The organism is Hyphomicrobiales bacterium (assembly GCA_016710435.1).
Classification (GTDB): domain Bacteria; phylum Pseudomonadota; class Alphaproteobacteria; order Rhizobiales; family Aestuariivirgaceae; genus Aestuariivirga.
On record JADJVV010000015.1, the window covers coordinates 1 to 23311 of the forward strand.

18 protein-coding genes are annotated in these 23311 nt (G+C 61.0%); all 18 read left to right on the top strand.

What is annotated here, in order from left to right:
* Positions 1-117: 117 nt before the first annotated feature.
* The 18 genes from IPM06_19115 (at position 118) to IPM06_19200 (ending at position 19598) form a co-directional block, all read left to right on the top strand.
* A complete protein-coding gene (locus IPM06_19115) occupies positions 118-444 on the top strand; it encodes a hypothetical protein (protein MBK8772515.1) in 327 nt (108 codons plus the stop codon).
* A 3-nt stretch (positions 445-447) separates the two neighbouring features.
* Complete coding sequence (locus IPM06_19120; GenBank protein MBK8772516.1) at positions 448-870, top strand: hypothetical protein; 423 nt, start codon at positions 448-450, stop codon at positions 868-870.
* Positions 871-885: 15 nt separating this feature from the next.
* Positions 886-1347, top strand: a complete 462-nt coding sequence (locus IPM06_19125) for a hypothetical protein (protein MBK8772517.1) — start codon at positions 886-888, stop codon at positions 1345-1347.
* Positions 1348-1349: 2 nt separating this feature from the next.
* Positions 1350-1655 carry a hypothetical protein gene (locus tag IPM06_19130; protein MBK8772518.1) on the top strand — a complete coding sequence of 102 codons (306 nt, stop codon included), beginning with the start codon at positions 1350-1352 and terminating at the stop codon, positions 1653-1655.
* Between the two features lies 1 nt (position 1656).
* A complete protein-coding gene (locus IPM06_19135) occupies positions 1657-2169 on the top strand; it encodes a hypothetical protein (protein ID MBK8772519.1) in 513 nt (170 codons plus the stop codon).
* A 9-nt stretch (positions 2170-2178) separates the two neighbouring features.
* Entirely contained in the window at positions 2179-3195 is a 1017-nt protein-coding gene (locus tag IPM06_19140; protein MBK8772520.1) for a LamG domain-containing protein, read from the top strand.
* A complete protein-coding gene (locus IPM06_19145; protein MBK8772521.1) occupies positions 3119-3760 on the top strand; it encodes a hypothetical protein in 642 nt (213 codons plus the stop codon). Before IPM06_19140 ends, IPM06_19145 begins: the two co-directional genes overlap by 77 nt.
* An 8-nt stretch (positions 3761-3768) precedes the next feature.
* A complete protein-coding gene (locus IPM06_19150; protein MBK8772522.1) occupies positions 3769-3978 on the top strand; it encodes a hypothetical protein in 210 nt (69 codons plus the stop codon).
* Positions 3979-4154: 176 nt separating this feature from the next.
* The gene (locus IPM06_19155; protein MBK8772523.1) at positions 4155-4985 is read left to right on the top strand and encodes a hypothetical protein; all 831 of its coding nucleotides are present in this window, start codon (positions 4155-4157) and stop codon (positions 4983-4985) included.
* A gap of 47 nt (positions 4986-5032) precedes the next feature.
* Complete coding sequence (locus IPM06_19160) at positions 5033-5332, top strand: hypothetical protein (GenBank protein ID MBK8772524.1); 300 nt, start codon at positions 5033-5035, stop codon at positions 5330-5332.
* Positions 5333-5397: 65 nt separating this feature from the next.
* Positions 5398-5808 carry a hypothetical protein gene (locus IPM06_19165; protein MBK8772525.1) on the top strand — a complete coding sequence of 137 codons (411 nt, stop codon included), beginning with the start codon at positions 5398-5400 and terminating at the stop codon, positions 5806-5808.
* On the top strand, positions 5809-6453 hold the full coding sequence (locus IPM06_19170) for a hypothetical protein (protein ID MBK8772526.1): 645 nt from the start codon (positions 5809-5811) through the stop codon (positions 6451-6453).
* A gap of 136 nt (positions 6454-6589) precedes the next feature.
* Positions 6590-9112, top strand: coding sequence for a hypothetical protein (locus tag IPM06_19175; protein MBK8772527.1), 2523 nt, complete (start codon positions 6590-6592; stop codon positions 9110-9112).
* Positions 9102-9470, top strand: a complete 369-nt coding sequence (locus IPM06_19180; protein MBK8772528.1) for a hypothetical protein — start codon at positions 9102-9104, stop codon at positions 9468-9470. Before IPM06_19175 ends, IPM06_19180 begins: the two co-directional genes overlap by 11 nt.
* A 3-nt stretch (positions 9471-9473) precedes the next feature.
* Positions 9474-10121 carry a hypothetical protein gene (locus IPM06_19185; protein MBK8772529.1) on the top strand — a complete coding sequence of 216 codons (648 nt, stop codon included), beginning with the start codon at positions 9474-9476 and terminating at the stop codon, positions 10119-10121.
* A complete protein-coding gene (locus tag IPM06_19190) occupies positions 10121-12427 on the top strand; it encodes a hypothetical protein (protein MBK8772530.1) in 2307 nt (768 codons plus the stop codon). Before IPM06_19185 ends, IPM06_19190 begins: the two co-directional genes overlap by 1 nt.
* On the top strand, positions 12428-12976 hold the full coding sequence (locus tag IPM06_19195) for a hypothetical protein (protein ID MBK8772531.1): 549 nt from the start codon (positions 12428-12430) through the stop codon (positions 12974-12976).
* Entirely contained in the window at positions 12876-19598 is a 6723-nt protein-coding gene (locus IPM06_19200) for a hypothetical protein (protein MBK8772532.1), read from the top strand. Before IPM06_19195 ends, IPM06_19200 begins: the two co-directional genes overlap by 101 nt.
* Positions 19599-23311: the final 3713 nt, after the last annotated feature.

The following is a 23311-nucleotide window of genomic DNA, read 5'->3' on the forward strand; positions in this document are numbered from 1 at the left end:
ACCCTACGCAAGATGATGGGTGACCGCAAGTCCGAGTACTGGAAGGGACCCAACGCCGAGAAAAATCAGGCACGGTACCGTGATCTGACCACTGCACTATCGAAAGGAAGGTGACCCATGGGCGCAAATAAAGAGTACAACGCACCGGTGCGAATCGGCGGCGAGGACTACGAGACCGTCGCGGCCTCGCAGACGGACCAAGTGCTCGGGACCACCGGCAGTGTCGGTGACTTCCTCGGGCGCCTGATCATCACGGCCAGCACGGCAGCGACAGCCACCGTCAGCATCAAGGACGGCAGCGGCAGTGCCATCCCGATCTGCCCTGCGTTGGCCGCCGCCGGTGTGTTCGTCGTCGAACTGGGTATCCGCTCGACATCGGGCGCGTGGAAGGTCACCACCGGCGCCGGGGCCACCGTCGTCGCTATCGGCAAGTTCTCGGTGTAAGCGATGGCCTTCGGTCTCGACCCCGGCAAACTGGGCTTTAAGCTTGGGGACGTTCTTGTAGGCCTGAAGTCAGGCACCACGGACGTCCCTGAGACAATCGTCTCGGACCAAGGCCGGCTGCACGTACTGGGCTATGTCTGGGACCCGAGCGGCTTGGCCTATGTGCTGCCGACAGTGGACGCCGGGGGAGGGTTGCTGGTACACGTGACCAACACGAACGACGAGGCGCAGCTCACCGTACGCCTCGACGATGTGGGTGGTGGGGTGGTGTATGTTGGGCACGCCGCGATCAGCGCCGCCGAGGCGTCTTCGGTGTGGCGCATTAAAAAGATTTTGACAGTAGGGGGCCTAACAAGCATACTCTGGCCCAGCGATAGCACGTTCACGCACAGGTGGGATCAGCGCGCCGCGTTGTCCTACGCATAAAAGGAGGGTACCCCCATGGCACAAGGCACGTTCAAATGGTTCGCGCAAGGTCTGCACGATCTAGGCAACAAAATCCACGACCTCGACGGCGACGACTGGCGTATGGGTATCGTCACTGGCGTCACGCCTACGGTCGCAACGGCAGCGCCGCATTGGGGCGGCACAGGCACGACTAACTATGCTACGAGTCAAGTGGCGACAGCCGGCACCAGCTACACCGGACCGATCGTTCTGACCGCCGAGGCTTGGGCGCTGAATGCGACCGGCGCGGCGATGGACTGCGCTGATATTTCCTTGGCGCAAGATGCCAGCGGCTTCACGAACGGCGCCTACGGCATCGTCTACAACAACACCGACGCCAACAAACGGGCCGTTGGATACCTCGAAATCTCCTCGACCAACGCGGCTTCACTCGTGGCCGGCGCGATCAACCTCACGATGAATGCTTCCGGCGTTCTCGCGCTGTCGCAGGCTTAATCATGGCCACCTACGCAGAGATGTTCGACATTGCCTCGAAGAACCTTATTCGAGATAAAATTACCGTGGCGGTAGCGATGCAGGCTGAGGTTATCCGCAAGGAACTCGATACGGTCACGAATCACGCCAATCGTCTGATCTGGGCGAAGACCGCGCTGATTGCTCCGCACGAAATGGCCTCTAAAATAATGTGGGCTATTGTCGTGCAGAACGCGGCTTTCACTTCGGCGCAGATCACAGGCGCATCGGATGCTGCGGTGCTTGCTGCGGTAGCCGCGACGGTCGATCTGTTCGCAACAGGGGCATAACATGACCACGCTCAACCCAGCATACGGCACGTACACGGCAATGACCGTGACGAACCTGCAGTCGCTGGCTATTGACACGACAGACCCATACGCAGGTTGGCAATCGGCGCGGGTTGATAACCAAACGTCAGTCAAGGCCGATGACTTCGAGGTGCAGATTCTGCTTTCAACGGCAGCGACTGCTCCGGCGAACGACTCGCTGGTTTATGTCTATGTGGTGCCCTGGGTCTATGACGGGTCGGCGTGGACTCCCGCTGCTAATTTCGGGACGACTACCAGGCCGACAGGCAGCGAAGGCACGGCCAGCATATCTGATCCGAACTCGATGAAGCTCGCCGCTGTGCTGCCGTACAAGATCACGTCGCAGCCGATTGACGGGTTCTTCAACATCGCTGCATTGTTTGGCGGCATCGTGCCGGACGGCTGGAGTCTTGCCCTGCGCAACAACTGCGGCGCGGCGCTGGGTACTGGCTGCGTTGTGGCGTATCGCTCGATTACCTACACGAACGCATAAGGCCGCGAGATGGGACTCGCCCGTTTCGCTCTGGCAAACGCAGGCCAGCCACAGTACGAGGCGCAGCTTGACCGGAGCAATCCGCTTGTCAGTCGGTTACGCTATGCGCAGCTCGGGTCGAGTTTGCGGGACGCTGTTTCTGGTCGTTTTGGCGTTGATAGCGGAGGGTCAACAAAAGCTGTCGGCCTAAAAGGGGGTACGCGTGAGTTCGTTCCGGCGAGCAATCAGTACGTAAACCTCGGCACGAAGGACATCTGTTCGGGCTATCCCCTGACGGTAGCTAGCTGGATACGATGGGACGACGTAAGCGCGACTGGGTTCGTCGCGTACTCGCTCAATGACACGAACTGTAGCGCGATTCTTGGCGCGCTTGGAGGGAGTGGGTGGGCGGCAAACGCGTCCTCGGCACCAGGATATCTGCAAAAAGGAGCACAAGCAACCGGGCTGAATCATTTCGTAACAATCCACCGAAACGGCACATGGGATATTTATATCAATGGTGTAATTCAGCCGAATGGCGGAACCGTATCGGCGTGGGGGCAGCCGGCGGCCGGTAATCATAGTATCGGCGGGCGGTTAGGCGGGGCCAGTTTAAGGCCTATGGATGGGCAGGTTCAAGACTTGCAGGTGTATCAAGGCGAACTGACCCCGACAGAAGTACAATCCCTCTATCGTAATCATTGGCAGATTTGGCAAGCTCCCGGCCCAAGCTTTGTTTTCCCGCTTCCAGCCGCCGTTGGTGGTGACTTAAACGTATCAGGCACGCTCGGCACAGCGACTGCTGCAGGCTACCTCGCAACCGTTGACCGTAAGTTGGAATTCACGACGACCTTGGGTACCGCGACGGCGGATGGGGCTACCGCGACAGTCAATCGTAAGTTGGAATTCACGACGGCCTTGGGTACCGCGACGGCGGATGGGGCTACCGCGACAGTCAGATGGTCCGAACTTGGAATTCCCGACGAACGCTGGGCACCGCGACGGCGGATGGGGCTACCGCGACAGTGCAGGATGGTGCCAACCTGAACATCTCCACGACCTCGGCACAGCGACGGCGGATGGGGCTACCGCGACAGTCAATCGTAAGCTGGAATTCACGACGACCTTGGGTACCGCGACGGCGGACGGGGCCCCCGCGACAGTCAATCGTAAGCTGGAATTCACGACGACCTTGGGTACCGCGACGGCGGATGGGGCTACCGCGACAGTCAATCGTAAGCTGGAATTCACGACGACCTTGGGTACCGCGACGGCGGACGGGGCCCCCGCGACAGTCAATCGTAAGCTGGAATTCACGACGACCTTGGGTACCGCGACGGCGGATGGGGCTACCGCGACCGTGCAGACTGGTGCCGACCTCAACATCTCCGCAACGCTCGGCACAGCGACGGCGGACGGGGCCCCCGCGACAGTCAATCGTAAGCTGGAATTCACGACGACCTTGGGTACCGCGACGGCGGACGGGGCTACCGCAAACGTAAGCAACGACGCGTTCACATTCACGACAACGGAGATGGACGAAATCGCACGCCGGCTGCTGACGAACTACCCCTGGCTGGTGAAACTCAAAGTCGTCTTGGACGCCCTCTAGGAGGCCTTATGGAAAAATCTCTCGTCTCGATCTCCCGTAAATGGCACGAGCCATTCGTCCGCGTCGACGTGACCGACGTCGGGATTGGGGTCACCACGACCCTGACCGACTTCATCACGGCACTGGCCACAGAGCTCAAGGCGCCCCCTGAGCAACTCCTCGCCGCCGCGGAAGTGGTGTGTGAAGGGCTGAAGCTGGAAACCCGCAAGGCGATGTAGAACGAAATACAGTTGCGATTCCTGAAACAAGCCGGTATAACGAAAACTGCAACCTGAGCCACGGCACCAGAGGCACTGAGCCTGATCCCGAAAGGGGCACCCAGACAGACATGACGACGGACACCCCAGCAGCGATGGGCACCTGAACATCTCTTCTCAATTCTATGGAGGCCGCCATGGCTGACACCGCATATCAAACCCAGTACCGCGATGAATTCATCGCGGGCTTCGAACAGCGTCAATCCCTTGTACGTGGTACCACGACCACGGAAGCTGAAGTCAAGGGCAATCAAGCGGTATTCCTCGTTGCTGACTCCGGCAATGCGCAAGCGGTAACCCGCGGCGTCAATGGCCTGATCCCGGCACGTGCTGACAACCTGAACCAATACACGGCTACCCTGGCCGAGTGGCATGATCTGGTTCGTCGTAACAGCTTCAACCTGTACGCCTCGCAAGGCGACGGTCGCCGTATCATGCAAGAAACCACGATGGGCGTGCTCAACCGCAAGGTCGACGCGGACATCATCGCGCAGCTGGAAACCGGCACCCAAGACACCGGCGCCGCCGCAACGGGCTCCTTGGCCTTGGCCATGTACGGCCTCACGATCTTGGGCAACAACGCAGTCCCGCTGGACGGCAATATCAGCGCCCTGATCACCCCGGCGTTCTACGCGTACTTGATGCAGACGAAGGAATTCACCAATGTCGACTACGTGAACAACAAACCCTTCGAGAATGGCATGACCATGTTCCGTTGGGCTGGTGTGAACTGGATCGTGCATCCGAACCTGACCGGCAAAGGCACCGCAGCTGAGAAGTGCGTCATGTACCACAAATCGGCCATCGGCCACGCGTGCGATCTGACCACGATCCAGTCGGCGGTCGGTTACGACGAAGAGCAGGATTACAGCTTCGCGCGCGCCACCGCGTTCATGGGCTCCAAGCTGCTGCAAAACAGCGGCGTGGTCATTATCAACCACGACGGTTCGGCTTACGCTGCGCAGTAATTAACTAGCCCCGGGGGCGACCTCGGGGCCTGACGAAAGGAAACATCATGGCATACAATGGCGCAAATCTCTCGCTGGTGTCCAACGCCCCGCTCACGGGTGCTGGGCAAATCTGGCGCTACACTGAAGCCACCGTACTCGGCAACATCGACGCGGCTGACTACTTCACCGACGCGGGCTCGCGCGGCATGAAGGTCGGCGACATCCTGTGGCACTACGACACCACCACACCGGCGGCTGTCGTAGTCTCCAGTCACGTTGTCAATACGGTCTCCTCGACCTACCCTGGCGCCGCAAACGTCAGCGTTGGCGTCGTGATCGGTACCGGCGGCACGTCGGGCGATTAAGCTTTACCCAAACCCTCACTCGGATACGTACCGGGTGAGGGTTTTCCTCAACTCTTGGAGTCGTTATGCCAAAAGCAATCTTGCAGAATGGGGTTACCCAAGCGGATTATGCGCGCGTCATCTGGCGCATTACCCCTGAACCCGGCACCACCCCCGAGGATGTTCTCGTCCCGAGCTACTACACCCACATCGCCAAGCAGCTCAAGCCTGGCGCGCGGATCGAGGTCGCTCCCGCAGACGGCACGTGGCTCGCTGAGCTGTACGTCCGCAGCGCCGACGGCAATTCCGCAAGGGTTGCCTTGCTTGCGCTCTACCAGTTCAACGGCGAGCAGCCCAGCACGGAACAATATGAGGTGAAGCACCGCGGCCCTCGTGGCTGGAGTGTGGTGCGTATCAGCGACAAAAAGGCCGTCTTCGAAAATGGCGTTGCCAAGGAAGATGCTGAGAAATGGGTGACTGACCAGAGTCTCGCGTAAATGACTACTAAACTGAGCCTCTACAATGGCGCGCTTCTCGAATGCGGGGAGCGTCCCCTCGCAGACCTCAGTGAAGTAGGGCAGCCTCGTCGCCTGCTTGACCAGGCCTGGGACGCCGATTTTGTGGATTACGTCCTCGGGCAAGGTCAGTGGAAATTCGCAACTCGAACGGCGGAACTGGTGGCTTCGACCACAGTGCAGCCCCCGTTCGGGTACGCGAAGGCCTACGACATCCCGGTCGATCTGGTGCGGACTGTCGGGCTCTGCTCCGACGAGTTCATGACCGAGCCTCTCTTGGCGTACGACACAGAGCAGGGCTACATTTTCAGCGACGTGGAGCCGATCTACCTCTCCTACGTCAGCAACGACACCGACTACGGCGGCGATCTGTCCCGCTGGCCCCCGGACTTCGTGCAGTATGTGCACGCCTGTTTGGCCAGCCGGATCATCAAGCCGCTGAACCAGAGCGAGAGTGATCGCAAGACGCTTTATTCGCTCGTGAAGATGCGGCTCACCGACGCCCGATCAAGTAACGCGATGGAGGGGCCGACCAAGTTCCTCCCGATGGGCACGTTCGTTCGCGCGCGAATGGGGCGCGGCGGTAGCCGTATCGACCGTGGGCGTCGCAACCGGTTGATCGGGTAATATGGACTCCAGGCCGATTCTCCTCGCCTTTAACCGAGGACTCGTGTCTCGGCATGCCCTCTCTCGCGTCGACCTGAAGCGGATGGCACTCTCCGCGGAGACACAGACCAACTGGATGCCCCGCGTTCTGGGATCGATGTCCCTGCGCAACGGCACTCGGCTGATTCGCGAAACACGAAACAACCTGCCCGCAGTGCATTTGTCGTTTGTCTACTCGATCTCGGACACCGCGGTCCTTGAGCTGACGGACTACGCGATGCGTGTCGCGATCAACGACGTGATCATCTCGCGCCCGGATGTGGACACCCTCGTAACGAATGGCGACTTTATCACCGACCTTTCTGGTTGGACGGACTCGGACGAATCCGGGGCGTCGTCCACATGGAGCGCTACTGTCGCGATGTCGCTACTCGGTACCGGGCTGAACTACGCGATCCGTGACCAGCAGGTAACCGTCGCGCTGGCGGATCGGGGCGTCGAGCACGCCCTCGAGATCGTCGTCAAACGAGGCACCATGGAGCTGAGCATCGGAACAGCGCTTGGCGGCACGACCCTCGTTTCCGCGATGAAGCTCCGGGAAGGCGCGCACTCTATCGCGTTCACTCCGACCACGGCGAGCGTCTATGTCCGTTTGGCTGCGAACGACACCACCGCGGTGCTTGTCGACTCCTGCCAGATCGCGATGCCTGGCGACATGGTGCTGACCACCCCTTGGGCGGAGAGCGACCTCTCAGACATCCGTGCCGACCAGTCGGGGGACGTCACGTTCACCGCAGACGGCGGCAGCCGACAACAACGGATCGAGAGGCAGGCTCCGCGGTCTTGGTCCGTCGTGTCGTATTTCGCCGAGGATGGCCCCTTTCTGTCCGAGAATCTAACCACGATCCGTATGAGTGTGGCGGCGCTGTCCGGCAGCACGACACTTACCGCTTCGCGCGACTTCTTTACCGCCAGCAACGTCGGCTCCTTGTTCCGGCTCGCGTCGGCTGGGCAAACCGTATTGTCTACCCTTGTGGCCGAGGATACCTACACCTCCTACATCCGGGTCACGGGTGTTGGCGCCGGCCGAAGCTTTGCCATAACCCTGACGGGCACATGGGTCGGCACCCTGACCCTGCAGCGCTCCGTTACCGAGCCTGGCGACTGGACGACCGTCACGACCTACACGGCGGGGACCAACACGACCTACGACGATACCCTAGCCAACCAGGTTATCTACTACCGGATCGGCTTCCGTACGGGCGCCTTCACCTCGGGCAGTGTGGCCGCGAGCCTTATCTACTCTTCAGGCACGATCGAAGGGATCGGCATCGTTACAGGATACACCAACGCGAAAAACGTCAGCCTCGATGTCCTCCGCGACTTCGGTAGCACCTCCTTGACCGCCAGCTGGTGGGAAGGGGCGTGGTCTCCACGCCGTGGTTGGCCTTCCGCGGTTGTGCTCCATGACGGGCGCCTCTGGTGGGCCGGTAAAGACCGGATCGCGGGCTCCGTCTCGGACGCGTTCGATAGCTTCGACGATACCGTCGAGGGCGACTCTGGGCCGATATTCCGGACGATCGGATCAGGCCCGGTTGATACGATCAACTGGCTCGTGTCCCTCAGCTCGATGCTGGTGGGCGGGCAAGGGCGAGAGTTCGTGGCCAAAGCCAGCTCGCTGGATGAGCCTCTGACTCCGACAGCGTTCACGTTGAAGACCGCGGGGACGCTGGGCTCCGCGGCGATTCGTGCGGTGCAGCTGGACGCCAGCGCGGTTTATGTCCACCGCAACGGCTCCCGGGTTTATGAGATTTCACTCGACGGCGCCACATACAACTATACCTCGAACGACTTGACGTCCGTGGTTCCCGAGATCGGCGCCACGGGCTTTGTCCGGATCGCCGTACAACGGGTGCCTGATACCCGAATCCACTGTGTCCGCGCGGATGGTACTGCCGCGATCCTGGTGTTCGACCGGATCGAGAAGGTCACCTGCTGGGTTCTGTACGAGACCGACGGGGTCATTGAGGATGTCGTGATCACTCCTTCGGTCAATAGCGAGGACGTGGTGCAATACACCGTCGCCCGCACCGTCAACGGAGCAACGAAGCGCTATTTTGAAAAATGGTCCCTAGACTCCGAGGCCGTCGGTGCCGCGACAACCGTACTCACCGACGCGAGTATCGAGTACACCGGGGCCTCGACGGCAACGATCACCGGGCTTGGGGCGCACGAGGGCGAAACCGTCGTGGTCTGGGGCAACGGGAAAGACTTGGGCTCGTACGTCGTCACCGGTGCCCAGATCACGCTCTCCGAAGCCGTGACGTACGCCTGTATCGGGAAGCCCTACACGGCGCAGTTCAAGAGCGCACGGTTCGCCGAAGCGTCCGAGATCGCCCTCGGGCAGAACCAGCAAATTCACCACGTCGGGCTGCTTCTGGCCGACACGCACGCGCAAGGCATCCGGTTTGGCCAGGACTTCGCGCACATGGACAGCCTGCCCCAGATGGAAGAGGGCGTGCAAGTCGATCAAGACTCGATCTGGAGCACTTACGTTTACGACTCGATCCCTGTCGAGGGCTCGTGGACAAACGACACCCGGCTCTGCCTCGAGGCGTCGAGCCCCCGCTGCTGTACCGTATCCGCGGCAGTCGTCTCGGTGACCGGCCATGGCAAGTAATACGGTATTCCGCCCCGCTACCCGAGAGGACGCGGCCCGGTTCTATAAAGGCATCCCACAACTCTCGTTCCGAGGGTGGGTGGCCGAGCAAGGCGGCAAGATCGCCGCGATCGGGGGCGTCTCTTATGAGGGGGGCCGCCCGGTGGCGTTCAGTGAGATTACCGACGCCTTCAGGAACAGCAAGAAAGACGTGGCAAAAGGGTGTAGAATCCTGATGCGGATGATTGATACAATACGTGGCCCGGTGTACGCTGTCGCGCACCCGGGGGAATCAACCTCCGCGTATCTGCTTATCAAGCTTGGATGGCGCCCGACAGGGCGGTTTACCGAGCTCGGTGAGCTCTTAGTGAGGGAGTAAGCCATGTTCATGGCACCGTTATTGACGTCCATGGGGATGGCCGCGAGCACCGCGGCTACCGTCGGCACTGTGGCCAGCGTGGCCGGCGCGGCGATGACCGTGCTTGGGGGGGTCAGCCAAGCCAACGCGGCCAACGATGCCGCGAAGTACAACGCCGAGAGCGCGCGCAACGCAGCGCAGACGAACAAGAACATGCTCGACGCGAAGGCCACCCAAGAAGAGGCGGTCTCTCAAGTCGCGGCGACTCAGAAGCGGAAGGACTTGGAGCTTCGGCTCTCCCGCGCGTATGCCGTTGCGGCCTCCCAAGGCGGCGGGGCCCCGCCCGAGTCCTTGATCCGCGGGCTGATCGATAAAGGCGAGACCGCAGCGTGGTACGACCTCTATTCAGGAACAGAGAAAGCGAAGACCCTCCGGTTCCAAGGCGAATCGGGGCTCGACACGGCGATCCGTCAAGGCGACGCGAATGTCGCGCACACCAAGTCGGCGGCCAACGCGACGATCATGGGCAGTGTGGTGAAAGGTGCGAGCATGCTGTCCTTCGCGCCTGGCGCGCCCCCGGGGATCGACGCCGGCGTGACGGACTACACAGGGTCCTACACCCGCAACGGGCCTTTCGACGCTCGCACGTTTTCTGGGCAGATATACGACTAATGGCTAAACTCCCTTCAGCAGCAGATTTCAACGAGGGGCTCCCGCAAACGCGAGGCGCCAATTCTGTGCAGGCTGTGCAGGTGCAGCCTGATCTCGCCACCGGCCGGATGCTTGAGGGCGTCGGCGAGCTCGTCTACAAAGAGTCCCAGAAGCTTGACGGACTCCAAGCCGAAGAAGCCCTGAGCAAGATTCGGCAAGCGCGGCTCGACCTCACCATGGGCGAGCAGGGCGCGTACTCGGTCAAAGGCGGAAGCGTTCTCGATCCGAAATACGCCTCCGGGTACAAGAGCCAGCTCGAGACAACGACCGCGGGCATTATGGCCAACCTGTCGCCGGGTGCGCAAGCACGGCTCAAGCCCCACGCGGATAGAGAGCTGACGGGGCTGCAGTCTGACGTGCTCAGACACTCGATGACCGAGGCAGAGAAGTACCACACGATGGTGCGAGAAGGCTCGGCCGCCACGATACAGAATATCGGCATGGCGCAATGGGGCGATCCGATCGCGTTCCAAGCACAACTGGCGGAGCTCGATAAGATCGCGATGTCGGACGCCAGCAAGATGGGCCTCACCGGCGCCACTGAGGAGGAGAAGAACACCCTCACCGCGCTGCGCCAGAAGCGGATGTCCCCGATGTTTGTCGGCGGCATCACCGCGGCTCTGGACTCCAGAACCCCGGCCGGTGTTGCCCGCGCCGAGGAGCTGTTCAAACAAGGCGGGCTGGTGATCGATGCGAACGCCAGGCTCCAGCTGGGCGAGCATATCAGCAAGGCGAAGGATGGCCTGGCTGTCCAAGCATCCGCCGGCGGTATCGTGGCGCAGGTAGCCCAGAGCAACGCGCCGACCGAACGACTGAACGTCGCAGCAATGACCACGGCAGTGAACGTCACGGAGTCCGGGGCACCTGCTGGGAATCACTACACCAAAACTGGCGCCTTGATCCTCGGTCCAGTCATCCCGGACGGGATGCACAAGGGCGATCGCGCTGTCGGGAAGTTCCAGATCATGCCGAAGGTAGCGCCGCAAGACGCCAAAGAAGCCGGTTTAGCCTGGGACGAGAAGCTGTTCTACTCTGCGACGCCTGAAGGTGAAAAGTATCACGAAGCGCTGCAGAAGGCGCACGTCGCCCGGATCATGAAGAACGTGAGCACACCGGAGCAGTTTTTCGCCGCCTACGTGGGTGGGGAGAACGGGGTCGCCGCTGCCGTCAAGAAGTACGAGAAGTACGCCGCCTCTGGCCTCGAGAAGGCTGGCGTGCCGCCTCCGGTTCTGAACCCGGATGGTTCCCAGTACGTGCTCAACCCCGCGCGCCCGGTCAGCTTCATCGACTTCATGGCCAAGCCGGACATGGTGCGGGACTATGTGAAGAAAGCCTCGAAGACCTACGCGGCCCTGCCGGACGTGATACAACCCAGCAGCGCGGAGCTGCGCTCCCAGCTCGAGAAGCAACATCCAGGGCGTCCCGACCTTGTGGCCTCCGGGATGGCTATCGTGGAGAAGCGCCTCAAAGAAGCGGACGAACAAGTGAAGCAGGGTATCGACGTCGCTGTCGCGCAGGCGTATAAGTACATGGATATGAACCAAACCTTCGAGGATATCCCCCAGAGCCTGCTCGCGAAGCTCCCGGCTAAGGAGCAAGACACGCTCCGCAAGGCGATGATCGAACACCAGACTGGCACGCCACGCGACAGCAACCAGCAGGTGCTCGCCCTCCTGAATACCGATCCGCAGTACGCCGCCCGGATGCCCGCTGGGGAGTGGGCCAAGCTGCGCCCGCAGCTTTCCGAAACCGCGTGGAAGTTCCACGACAAGCAGCGCGCCGCGATACGGGATGGCGACACGAAGTCCGCAGAAGCGCTGAACTCCGGGGCCGTCAACACGGCGCTCAAGGGGGTCATGTTCAACCTCGGCTTTAACCCAAACCCGAGGAAGACCGACGCCGTCGAGATCGCCCGGTTCAACACCGCCCGGTCGCTTTTGGATCAAGCCGTTCTGGAAGAGCAAGCCCGGCTGAACCGGCAGCTGACGGATGTCGAAGTGATGAAGCTCCTCTCGGATAAATTGAAGACGCAAGAGGACATCAAGCACTTCTTCGCTGCTGACGAGAAAAAACCGGTTCTGACGATGGCCTACTCCGACATCCCGTCCAAGGTTCGCAACGAGATTTATGATGATCTCAAGAAGAAAACAGGCACCCCGCCAACAGATGCGCAGGTGCTCCTGACGTACAAGCAGTGGAAGACGCGAGTCGCCTCCGCACCCCCGAAGGCTGAAGAACGGTATATACCTGTTGTGAGCGCACTATAAATGGATGATCGTCAGATTCAGGCCGGCATAAGTGCCACCCTCTCGGAAGACGCGCAACTCAAGGCGGCGACCCTGCGGAACAACTTTGCAAGCGTCGCGGGCACCAGCCCGGATGACTTCGCGAAACAGAAGGCACTCTCCGAAGCCTCGGGGATTTCTCTACCCCACCTGCTCGCGAACCCAGACGTCGCGAGGACACAGAGCGCGCTGAAGGACACGGACTTTTCAGGGCTCGTGATGAAGTCCCCCAAGACGGCGGGCTTCTTGGAAAACCCGATACACGCGGGCATCTCCCGGGATGATACCGATAACCTGAGCGCAATGGAGCACGCTCCACTCACTCAACTATTTTGGTGGCTCGATGATCGCGGGCGGGCACGATCTGGTCGGTGCTGGAGCGAAGCTGCTGTCCGCGGTGCTCCCCACCACATCGGATCAAGACCTTGCGGTGCTCTACAAAAACGATCCGGTTGGCCTGCAGCGCATGCGCGACCAGTCCCTCGCCACGTTCTTGGATCGGTTTGCCCGGGGGCAGACTGCCCGCAGTGAGAAGACGATGGCGGGTGTCACGCCCCAAGCCAAAGCGCTATTCGGCGATCTCAAGTACGCGACCACTGACGCCAGCGAGGCGGCATACCTGTCGCCTGTTAAAGTTATTAGTGACGCGGTTCGCTCACTCCCCACTACAGGCGCCTTGCTTCTCACTGCCCTACTCACTCGTGGCGCGTCCTTAAAGGCGGAGCAGAGCGCGATCGCTGCGGGGATGACCGCTGCGGAGGCGCGCACCGCGGCGACTGAGGCGGCGGTGCAGATGGCGTCTAAGTTTGGTGCCGCGTCGGAAGGCACTATAGGCTACGCACAAAACGCGCTGCAGACCCAAAGCGAAAACGAAAAAATCCCTTTCAAAAAGCTCGAGGCGTCGCCCGAATACCAAGAGCTGATCGCAAAAGGTTTCGATCCAGCAGCAGCAAGAATCTACCTGGCGTCAAAATCCGGGGAGATCGCCGGTGTGGGTGGTGGCGTCTCCGATGCGGTTGCGAACGCCTTCGGCGGCAAGGTTCTCGGCAAGATACTCAGCGAAGGCGGCGGCGTTTTGGCGCGGATGGCAAAGGGCTTTATCAACGAAGGCGCCGTCGAGGGTATCCAGAGCCCCCTTGAGACATGGTTCCAGAACGCAGCCACGAAGCAGCTGATGGACCCGTCGAAAGACTTGAGCGAAGGCCTGCTCGAGAGCACCATCCAAGGCTTTATGGTCGGCGGCCTCACGGGCAGCGCCTTCGCGGGCGCACTAGGGCACTCGCAGCAAAACGAGCAGGCCGCCGAAAGCGCCGCCCGTATCGCCGAGCTCTTTGCTGCCGCAGCGAATAGCCTCACCGGCAAGCGATCCCCCGCAACCCTGGACGCGTTCATCGAGCACTTGGCGCCTGGAGCGACCGTGCTGATCGACCCCGTCAAATTAAACGAAGTGCTGTCTCAGTCCGGCGTCGACCTCGGCGTGCTGCCGACCGCGGCGGCGCAGATGGCCGAAGGTGAGATCGGCGGATCAGGGATCGAGATACCGGTCAGCGAACTGGTCACAGGACTTACCGGCACCGGCGCAGAGAAAAGCATCGTCAACCATCTCCGGATGGCGCCCGACATGCCGACCTTGGCAGAAGCCCAAGACTTCGACTCGAAGGCAGCTGAGTTCTTCCAGACCGAAGCCGACCGCATTCTTGAGCAGGAATCCAAGAACGCGGACTTCACGGCAGCGGCACAGGCGGTGCACGACGACCTCTTTACCCAGCTCACCGCCGTTGGGCGACACGGCCCGCAAGTCAATACCAGCTACGCAAAATTGGGCTCGGCGTTCTACACGACCCTGGCCAACAAGCTTGGGGTCACCCCCCTGCAGGTACGGGATGGCTGGACCGACAGCGACGGCGGCGTGCATCGTGGGTACGCGCTGAAGATCGGCGGAGACCCGAGCGACGCACCACAACTAAGCCAAGGGTTCAGCCACGGGCAGGCGATGCTGAACATCGGCCTTGATGTAGGCGCGACCGACCGTGCACAGAAGATCGACGCCGCGTTCGCCAAGCAGGAGATTGAAAAGCTCGGCGTCCAAGTCCTGTCCGGCGCCGAAGTAGTCGGCGAGTACGAACTCGACGGCGCGCAGGTACAAGAGAAGACCTACGTGCCGCACCTCAGCCGCCCGCTCACGGAAGCAGAAACGACGCAGCTGGCTGAGGCTCTCGGGCAAGAAGCGATTGGGCACTATTACAACGGCACAGGGAACCTCTGGGGGCCGAACGCCTCTGCGTGGGGCGAGTTCGCCCCCGGCTTCTTCAAAGATCAAGAGGGCAACTCCTTGCTGTCATACCAAGAGCGAGGGCTGGCTCAAGCGATGGCCGCGTACCGGGCGCCCGAAAAGCGTAACGAGAAGGGCGATCTTCTGGCACCCAACGGGAAGCCCTCGAATCTCGACGAACGCCAGTGGCATATCGTCAGGTCGCCCCAGTTCAAGGAGTGGTTCGGTGACTGGGAAGCGGGCGACGTGTGGGCTCGTGGCGACGTCTCGAAAGTCGTCGATGCGAATGGTGAGCCGTTGGTCGTATATCACGGAACGAAGACCGGTGGTTTCACCACATTTCGCCCAGATAAGGCCGACGAACACCGGACGCCGATGATCTTCACGGCAGCCACTCGCGACACCGCGAGCACGTATGCAGGCTCGCACAGCGACATCGCACTCGGCCAAGACCCTAAGACACAGGCCGACTTCGAGGAGCGGGGTTTCAGCTTCGACGAGACAGAGGCTGGGCAGTACGAAGTCTATGATCCTAACTGGCGCCTTATCGCCGAAGGCGTATCGCTGACGCAAGCCTTGCAGGAAGCGGCCGACGAGTTCAAGTACAACGGCAACAGCTACGAACACGACAATCAACGTGGTGTCTACCCTCTCTTCCTGAACATTCGAAACCCCAACGAGGCGTACTTCGAGGGCGCGAACTGGGACGGCACTGTTTATGACAAATACGAAGTTCGTGATCTACGCAACGAAGACCCTATCTATGGGTCGAATGACAGTCGTTTCTTTGCTACGGCTGCAGACGCGCGAGCTGCCGCTGAACTGGCGGGTATCGACGAATCAGACTACGAGGTAACCCCGGCGCAAAACCTCTGGGAAACCACGAATTCTGTCGCCGAAGACGCGAAGCGGTACGGCAACGACGGCGCCATTATCCGAGAAACAACAGACGACGGCGGACATGGCGGCCACGCCGATGTCGACGACATCTTCGTGTTCTTCAAACCAAACCAGGCGAAGAGCGCGACCCAGAACTTGGGAGCCTTCTCGACGACGGATGACAACATCCTGCACCAGTCACAGAGCACCCGGCGCCCGACCACGAAGCGCGCCCCCGAAGATCACCTCGGCGGGGTACCGCTGACGGTCGACTACACCAAGATCGAACCGGAAAAGAATGCCCAGAATATGGCGCTGGCCGCCAAATACCCCGGGCTTCGGTTCAAGGCACGCGATCCGGCCAAGCGTGTCGAAGAGTTTATCCAACACGCTACCGATAACTTGCTGTGGCTGCACGACCAGATTCCCGCGGACATCCGCAACCGCAGCAAACTGTGGTACGACGGTGCACGCACGATCACGGAACGCTGGGCTACAAAATACAACAAGACGGATGCGCAGATCGCGGCCGTGCTGGCGGTGTACTCGCCTCAAAGAGACTGGTTCATGAACGTGTCTCTGGCGGAGCGCACTCTCGACATCGTCAAGAATCAGCAGAACACGCCGTGGTCTCCTGAGATGTCGAAGGTATCCACGACGATCCTGAGCAAGGAACAGTTCGCGCTGCTGCGCGCCCAGATCGAGGGCAAGACGCTGAGCCAGCTCACGGATCGGTTCGAGCAGGCGGCGTGGCTGCGAGTCTATGACGAGGCGCACAACAACCGCGGGCACCGCTTGGTCACGCCCGAAGGCGGCCTCGGTGAGTTCGTGCGGAACGGCAAAGACGTCGATGCGAAGACCGGATGGCCGGGTTTTGCTACGATCATCAAGGCGCTTTACGTGATCGAAGACGGATCGGCCGCGACGATCGACGCCGCGCTGGGCGCGGAGCACAAGGTCCGCAGCTTCTACAACAACATCTTTCACCCGAACAGCGACCAAGGCTTCGTGACGATCGACACTCACGCCGTCGCGGCGGCCTTGCTTCGGCCCCTTTCAGGTGATACCTTGGAAGTGTGGCACAATTTTGGTCGTTCGGGCGCCGCGCAGAGCGCAGCAACCGGGATGTCCGGGACGTACCCCTACTACCAGGAAGCCTACCGTCGCGCAGCGGAAGCCCGCGGCCTACTCCCTCGTGAGATGCAGTCGATCGCCTGGGAAGCCGTGCGGGAACTCTACACGATGGGGTTCAAGCACGACAAGGCAAAACTGACTGCACTTGACAAGATATGGAGCGAGTATGGAAAAGGAAAGCGCAGCATCGACGACGTCCGAGACCAAGTCCTCAAGCTCGCCGGAGGCATCGAGCGCCCCGCTTGGATCGGTCGAGATTCTGGCCTATCTGAAAAAGGCTGGGCTTCAACCTACACGAGCGAACTACTTGGCCGTAGCGCACCCGGAACTGATGGGCGCGGAACCCGACGCGGAAATCGAGGCGTCGCTGCCCAGGGCACTTCAGAAGTCCTGAACCAGTCGGCACCGCTCATCCGAGCGGGCGCCGTCTCAGCTCCGGTAGTAGGCGTTCACTTCTCCAAGCAAGCCCGGGAGATGCTCAACAGCGGCTACTTCGGCACCGGTACCAAGGGCGCCGAAGCGGAGCGGTTGGCCCAATCGAACGACCCCCGGATCAAGCAGCGGATCGCGTTTTATATTGACGAGGGCTCCGGGGTACACCCCGAACCGGGCGTGGGGGGTGTTGCGCACGTCGCTACGCTGTCAAACCTGTACGATGCCGACGCGGATACCCTGAAGATATTCCGACGCAACCAGCGCGACCTGAACGCGGCGGAATCGGCTGTCCTTGACGCCGGCTTCGACGGGTACCTGCAGCGCAAGAACTTCACGAACCAAGGCACGGCTGTTTTGCTCGGGTCTCGTGGCGTGGATGCCGAGCACGTGGGCGGCGTCGAAGAGGCGAACGCTCGCGCGACGGTACCGCCGCCTGCTGACATCCCCGCGATGAAGACCTTGGCCATCCAGCTCATGAACGACCGCACGCTCCCGGGCGGTGCCCTGCTCCCGAGCGAGTGGAAGGCCGCGCTGATGAAGAAAGATTCGCCACTGGTCAGGCTGATCGACTTTGATCAGTTCAATCCCGACGAGCGTATCTACAAGGATCAACTCGCGGGCGCGTTGTGGCAGACCAGCGAGACGTGGTACTACTCACAGCTCACCCGCGCGATCGAGAACGCGAGCGACAAGATTTTCACAACCGGCAAGAGCGCGGCGCAGTGGCTGACCGCCAACGCGGGCAAGCTGGGCGTCAAGAAGGAAGAGCTGGAATTCACAGGGATCACCGACTGGCTCGCTCTGCAGCCGAAAGTCACGAAGGCCGACGTGGTCGCGTTCATGCAGCAGGGCGGGGTGAAGGTCGAAGAGGTGATGCTGGGTGCCAAAGACCAATCAATTGAGGATCGCTACACCAAAGCATTTGAGGCCGAAAAAGTAGCGATGTGGAAGATGCAGAGTCTGACTCAAGACACAGCCCGATTAGATGCTACGAATCTTCCTTGGTGGGCGTTTGATGAGGCGATAGGTGATAAGCACGCAACGGCCAAGATTGATCGTCTCGGGCTATCTCAAGAAGCGCGGCAGGCTGTTCGTGAATACGGTATTGTCAGGAATGAACTCGGTGAGGCAATAGCAGACAGAGAAGCAGATAAACGCGCGGCAACCAAGTTTGCCTCGTACGTTCTGCCCGGCGGTGAGAACTACCGCGAGTTGCTGATTACGTTGCCTGAGCGTGATCCGAGAAATCTGAACGACATTTCGCAAGAGATGTTCGGAAAGCGATTCTCAGACCTAGAAGACGACGACGCGAATGCAGTCACCCGCGCAGAGCAGACGCAGAGCAGAACTTCCGCTCCTCGCACTTCGACCAACCCAACATCCTCGCCCACATCCGCTTCAACGAGCGCACCGATGCCGAAGGCGCGCGGGTTCTGTTCGTCGAAGAGGTGCAGAGCGACTGGGGGGCAGAAGGGGAAGAAAGACGGTTTCGGCGTAGAGCGCGAAACGAAGCCTGTATCCGAGGGCGAATACAGCGATTTTATGACGCGCATGAAAGACGCAGCGGCAGAAGAACTCGTTCGTCGCGGTGCGGGGCAGGTTACACTAGATACCGCTCGCGTTATTGCCAACTCTCAACCCATCCTGGCCGTAGCCGAATGGGCCGGCATGACAGCGGAGTACGCTGACATTCAAGCACGGCAGGACGAAGACTACCAGATCGATCAACGCGGACGTGGCGCTGTACCTTCAGCTCCTTTCGTCACCGACACGAAGGCTTGGACCGGTCTCGCCGTCAAGCGCATCTTGGCTTACGCCGCCGAGAATGGTTTCGATAAGGTGGCGTGGACGACCGGTGAGCAGCAGGCGGAACGGTATGATCTGAGCAAGCAGGTTTCCGGGATCAGCTACCGGAACGCGAAGAACGGCGAAGGATACGAGGTCCAGGTGATCGGCGACAAAGCCAATACGATCTGGTCTAGCGAGCACGCAACCGCGAGCGAATTGGAGGACGTGGTCGGCAAAGAGATCGCCAAGAAGATCGCCGACGGCGCCAAAGCGGAATGGGCAAACCTTTCTGGCATCGACCTCAAAGTCGGTGGCGAAGGCATGCACGCCTACTACGATCAGATTCTGCCGCAAGTAGTTCGCGACGTGCTCAAGAAAGTCGGGGGCGGGCAGGTCGAGACGGTTACTATCGCCACCCGAAGCCTCGCGGCGAACCGAACATCGAACGACTGTCGAACTTGCAACAGCCCGGCTTTGCCATCACCCCCGCCATGCGCGAAGCAGTCTCCAAAGGGCTGCCGCTGTTCCAGCCGGGGCAAGAAGCGCCGAAGCTTGGCAGCTTCTCCCCGCAGACGCTTGACTTGCGTCTTCTGGCGAACGCCGACTACAGCACCTTCGTGCATGAGCTGGGGCACTTCTTCCTGACCGCCTATGCGGATATCGCGGCACAGGAAGGCGCCCCCCAGAACATCGTCGACGACATGAACGCGATCCTGAAGCAGTTCGGCGTGGCCGATCTCGCGACTTGGAACGCGATGCCCCTTGAGCAGCAGCGGCCATACCACGAGCAGCTCGCCGAATCTTTCGAGCAGTACGTGTTCACCGGCAAGGCGCCGAGCCTCGAGCTGCAGCCTCTCTTCAGCACGATGTTGTCGTGGTTCAAGAAGGTCTACGGGAGCCTGAAGGACTTCGTCGCCGGCCACCCGAGCGCCAAACTGAACCCGGAACTGTCGGCGATCTTCGACCGCATGCTGGCTACCGATGCCGAGATCGCGGCCGCCAACGCCGCCCGCGGCTACGTGGCGCTGTTCAAGGACGCGGCCGAGGCCGGGATGTCGGACAAGGCCTTCGCAGCCTACACGGCGCTTGACGATGCCCAGCGCGAGGATGCCGAGTCGATGCTGCGAGCCCGGTCGCTTCGCGACATGAAGTGGCTCCAGGCACGCCGCAACAAGATCATCGCGGCGCTGCAGGAAGACGCCAAGGAAAAGCGCGCCGAAGTCCGCAAAGAGATCGCCGCCGAAGTCAAGGCTGAACCGATCCGTCAGGCGGAGCGGTACCTGAAGCACGGCGTGATCCTCAACGAGGTAGGCGCCGACATCGCCCCGCTCGGTCCGAACAAGCTACAAATCTCAGAGGTCAAGGCGCTATTCCCCGAAGAGGCGTTGACCCCGCAGCCTGATTTCACGAAGCTCAACTATGGCAAATACGGCCTCCTGGCTGAGGTAGGTCTGTCTCCTGAAGAGGTCGCCACCCGGTTCGGTATCGAGTCCGGGACCGACTTGGTCACCGAGTTGCTGAACCTTCCCAAGATCAACGACGACATCGAAGCGCGTACGGATCAGGCGATGCTTGAGCGGTACGGCGACCTGTCGTCCCCTGACGCGATCGCCCGGGCAGCCGACGAGGCGATCCACAACGACTTCCGCACCCGTGCCGTGGCCACCGAGTTGTCGGCGTTGGCCGCGAACATCGGCCCCGCCTCGGTACTGATGAAGGCCGCCAAGGAATACGCCCGTCAAGTGCTCGAGACGAAGACCAGCAAAACGCTTAAACCGTGGAGCTACGCGGCCGCAGAGACCCGCGCCGGCAAAGCGGCGATGGCTGCCCTGAAGAAGGGCGACCGTGAGCAGGCCGCGGTCGAGAAGCGAACCGAGCTCGTGAACCACGTGACCGCCAAGGAATCCTACGCGGTCGAGAAAGAGATCAAAGCGATCGTCGCGAAGTTCAAGAAGCTGGCGGCGTATAACGACAAATCAAGCGCTGTGAAGTCTCGCGACTTCGCGACGGTGCAAGCACTCCGAGTGATCCTGGCCGACCACGGTGTCGGGGTGCCCAAGGGCGTTTCCGCGAACGAGTACCTCGAGACGGTCAAGGAGCACGATCCTGCCGCCTTCGCCCGGCTCAGCGAGCTGGTCGCCGTTACCGGTGAAGAGCCGAAGCACTGGACCGAGATCACTGTGGCCAACCTGCGCAACCTGGCTGAAGCGGTCGACGATATCTGGTTCGCTGCAGCACGCACGCGCCAGATGGAAGTCCAAGGCAAGATGGTCTCGCAAGAGGCGATCGCGGCGGAGTTGCTCGAGACGCTCGTTGCCCAAGGAATACCGGATCGCGTACCCGGCGAAGGCTGGGCGCCGACCAAGGCCGAGAAGCGCAAGATGAAGTTTGGCGCCATGAAGGCGCAGTGGCAACGGATGGAGTTCATCGCCAGCAAGCTGGACGGGAACCGCGCTGTCGGGCCATGGCTCAAGAACATTATCAGTGTCGTACAGGACGGCCTCAACGACATGAACGTGGTGAAGGCCGACGTGATGTCGCAATACGCCGCGCTCCTCGACACGATCGCCCCGACTTTGAAGAACGGTGAGATCAACGCCCCGGAACTGGGGTACCTCTTCGGGAAAGAAGGCAGCGGCATGATCGAGCTGCTCCACGCGATCCTGCACACCGGCAACGAGAGCAACATGCGAAAGATGCTGCTCGGCCGTGGCTGGGCTGTTGAGCGTCAGGACAAGAGTCTCGACACCAGCAAGTGGGATACCTTCATCACACGGATGATCGCCGAGGGGCGGATCACCAAGGCCCACTACGACTTCGCACAGGGCGTGTGGAACCTGATGGAGAGCCTGAAGGACGATGCCCAGAAGGCGCACCGCGCGGTGTTCGGGAAGTTTTTCGCAACCGTCACGGCACGGCCCTTCACGAACCAGTTCGGAACCTACGCCGGCGGGTACGTGCCTGCGCTGACGGACTCCGACATCGTGCACGATCGCGAGGTCGAGAAGCTGCGAGACGCCGCCACGAACGAGATGGGTGTTGCCTTCCCTGAGCCGCCGAAGGGTTTCACCAACAAACGGGTCACGAATTACAACAAAGAACTGAAGCTCGACCTCCGGTCGCTTGGCGCGCACATCAACCAGGTGCTGCTGTTCTCGCACATGGCCGTGCCGGTGGCCGACATCCGTCGGGTTCTGTCTCGCCCCGAGATTTCAGGTGCGCTCAATCGGCTCTACCCGGGCATGATCGTGAACGCGATCAACCCGTGGCTGGTACGCGTCGCACGGAACACGGTATCCCCGCTCGCCACGGACATGACTCGGTTCATCCGGATGGCGCGCAGCCGTGCGGGAACCAACACCATGATGGGCAGCATCAGCAACTCGGTGCAGCAGATCACGGGCATCATCCCCGCGACGGTGGCGATCGACAGCAAGTATCTGCGCCGCGCGCTGGTGGACGTGATCTCGCACCCGGTCGATACAACCGAGATGGTGAAGGAATTGTCGGTCTACATGCGCACCCGGATCGATAACGAAGTCAATGCCGCGATGGACAACGTTGAGCAGATTCTGGTCAATCCGAACGTATATCAGTCGGTCGTTGACTGGACTCGCCGGCATGCGTACTTCATGCAGTCCGCGGTCGATAATGCGCTCAGCCCGACCATGTGGCTGGCCGCGTACAACCAAGCGAAAGACAAGAACCCGACGATGTCCGACGGGGATGCGGTGCATATCGCCGACGCGATGATCCGCAAGACACAAGGCGCGTCAGGGTCTGCTGACATCGCGACCTTCGAAGCTGGCCACCCGTTCGTGCAGCTGTTCACCCAGTTCACCGGGTACTTCAACATGATGGCTCAGTTCCTCCAAGGCGAATGGGTGAAGAACCTGGCCCGTGATGTCGGCCTGCCGAAGAAATATGCGAGAGCGTTCTACATCGTCGGAATCGGCTTCTACGCCCAGGCCGTCGCGGCTGAGCTGATCTCGATGCTCTTCCGTGGTGGTCCTGACGACGAGGACAAAGACGGCGCCATCATCGACGACTGGCTCTTCCAGCTTGGCGTTATGGCTCCGGTCAAGTTCGCCACTGCGACGGTTCCGTTCCTGGGCTCGGCCTTGATGGTCGCGCTGAACAAGTGGAACTCGAAGCCCTACGACGACAAGATGATGAACTCTCCCGCCGTCTCTGCGATCGAGGGCGCCCTCGGCGCACCAGTCGATGTCTACAAGGCCCTCTTCGAAGACGGCAAGCCGAGCAAGGCGATCCGCAGCGTCGCGGGTATTGGTGGCCTCTTCGGTCTGCCGACAGCACTGGCCGCCCGCCCGATAGGGTATGTGGCCGATGCCGCGACG

Coding starts and splice junctions, on each gene's coding strand:
- IPM06_19190 (MBK8772530.1), top strand. CDS start 10,121: ATGGCTAAACTCCCTTCAGCAGCAGATTTCAACGAGGGGCTCCCGCAA.
- IPM06_19165 (MBK8772525.1), top strand. CDS start 5,398: ATGCCAAAAGCAATCTTGCAGAATGGGGTTACCCAAGCGGATTATGCG.
- IPM06_19195 (MBK8772531.1), top strand. CDS start 12,428: ATGGATGATCGTCAGATTCAGGCCGGCATAAGTGCCACCCTCTCGGAA.
- IPM06_19130 (MBK8772518.1), top strand. CDS start 1,350: ATGGCCACCTACGCAGAGATGTTCGACATTGCCTCGAAGAACCTTATT.
- IPM06_19150 (MBK8772522.1), top strand. CDS start 3,769: ATGGAAAAATCTCTCGTCTCGATCTCCCGTAAATGGCACGAGCCATTC.
- IPM06_19180 (MBK8772528.1), top strand. CDS start 9,102: ATGGCAAGTAATACGGTATTCCGCCCCGCTACCCGAGAGGACGCGGCC.
- IPM06_19115 (MBK8772515.1), top strand. CDS start 118: ATGGGCGCAAATAAAGAGTACAACGCACCGGTGCGAATCGGCGGCGAG.
- IPM06_19185 (MBK8772529.1), top strand. CDS start 9,474: ATGTTCATGGCACCGTTATTGACGTCCATGGGGATGGCCGCGAGCACC.
- IPM06_19160 (MBK8772524.1), top strand. CDS start 5,033: ATGGCATACAATGGCGCAAATCTCTCGCTGGTGTCCAACGCCCCGCTC.
- IPM06_19170 (MBK8772526.1), top strand. CDS start 5,809: ATGACTACTAAACTGAGCCTCTACAATGGCGCGCTTCTCGAATGCGGG.
- IPM06_19125 (MBK8772517.1), top strand. CDS start 886: ATGGCACAAGGCACGTTCAAATGGTTCGCGCAAGGTCTGCACGATCTA.
- IPM06_19135 (MBK8772519.1), top strand. CDS start 1,657: ATGACCACGCTCAACCCAGCATACGGCACGTACACGGCAATGACCGTG.
- IPM06_19120 (MBK8772516.1), top strand. CDS start 448: ATGGCCTTCGGTCTCGACCCCGGCAAACTGGGCTTTAAGCTTGGGGAC.
- IPM06_19175 (MBK8772527.1), top strand. CDS start 6,590: ATGTCCCTGCGCAACGGCACTCGGCTGATTCGCGAAACACGAAACAAC.
- IPM06_19140 (MBK8772520.1), top strand. CDS start 2,179: ATGGGACTCGCCCGTTTCGCTCTGGCAAACGCAGGCCAGCCACAGTAC.
- IPM06_19155 (MBK8772523.1), top strand. CDS start 4,155: ATGGCTGACACCGCATATCAAACCCAGTACCGCGATGAATTCATCGCG.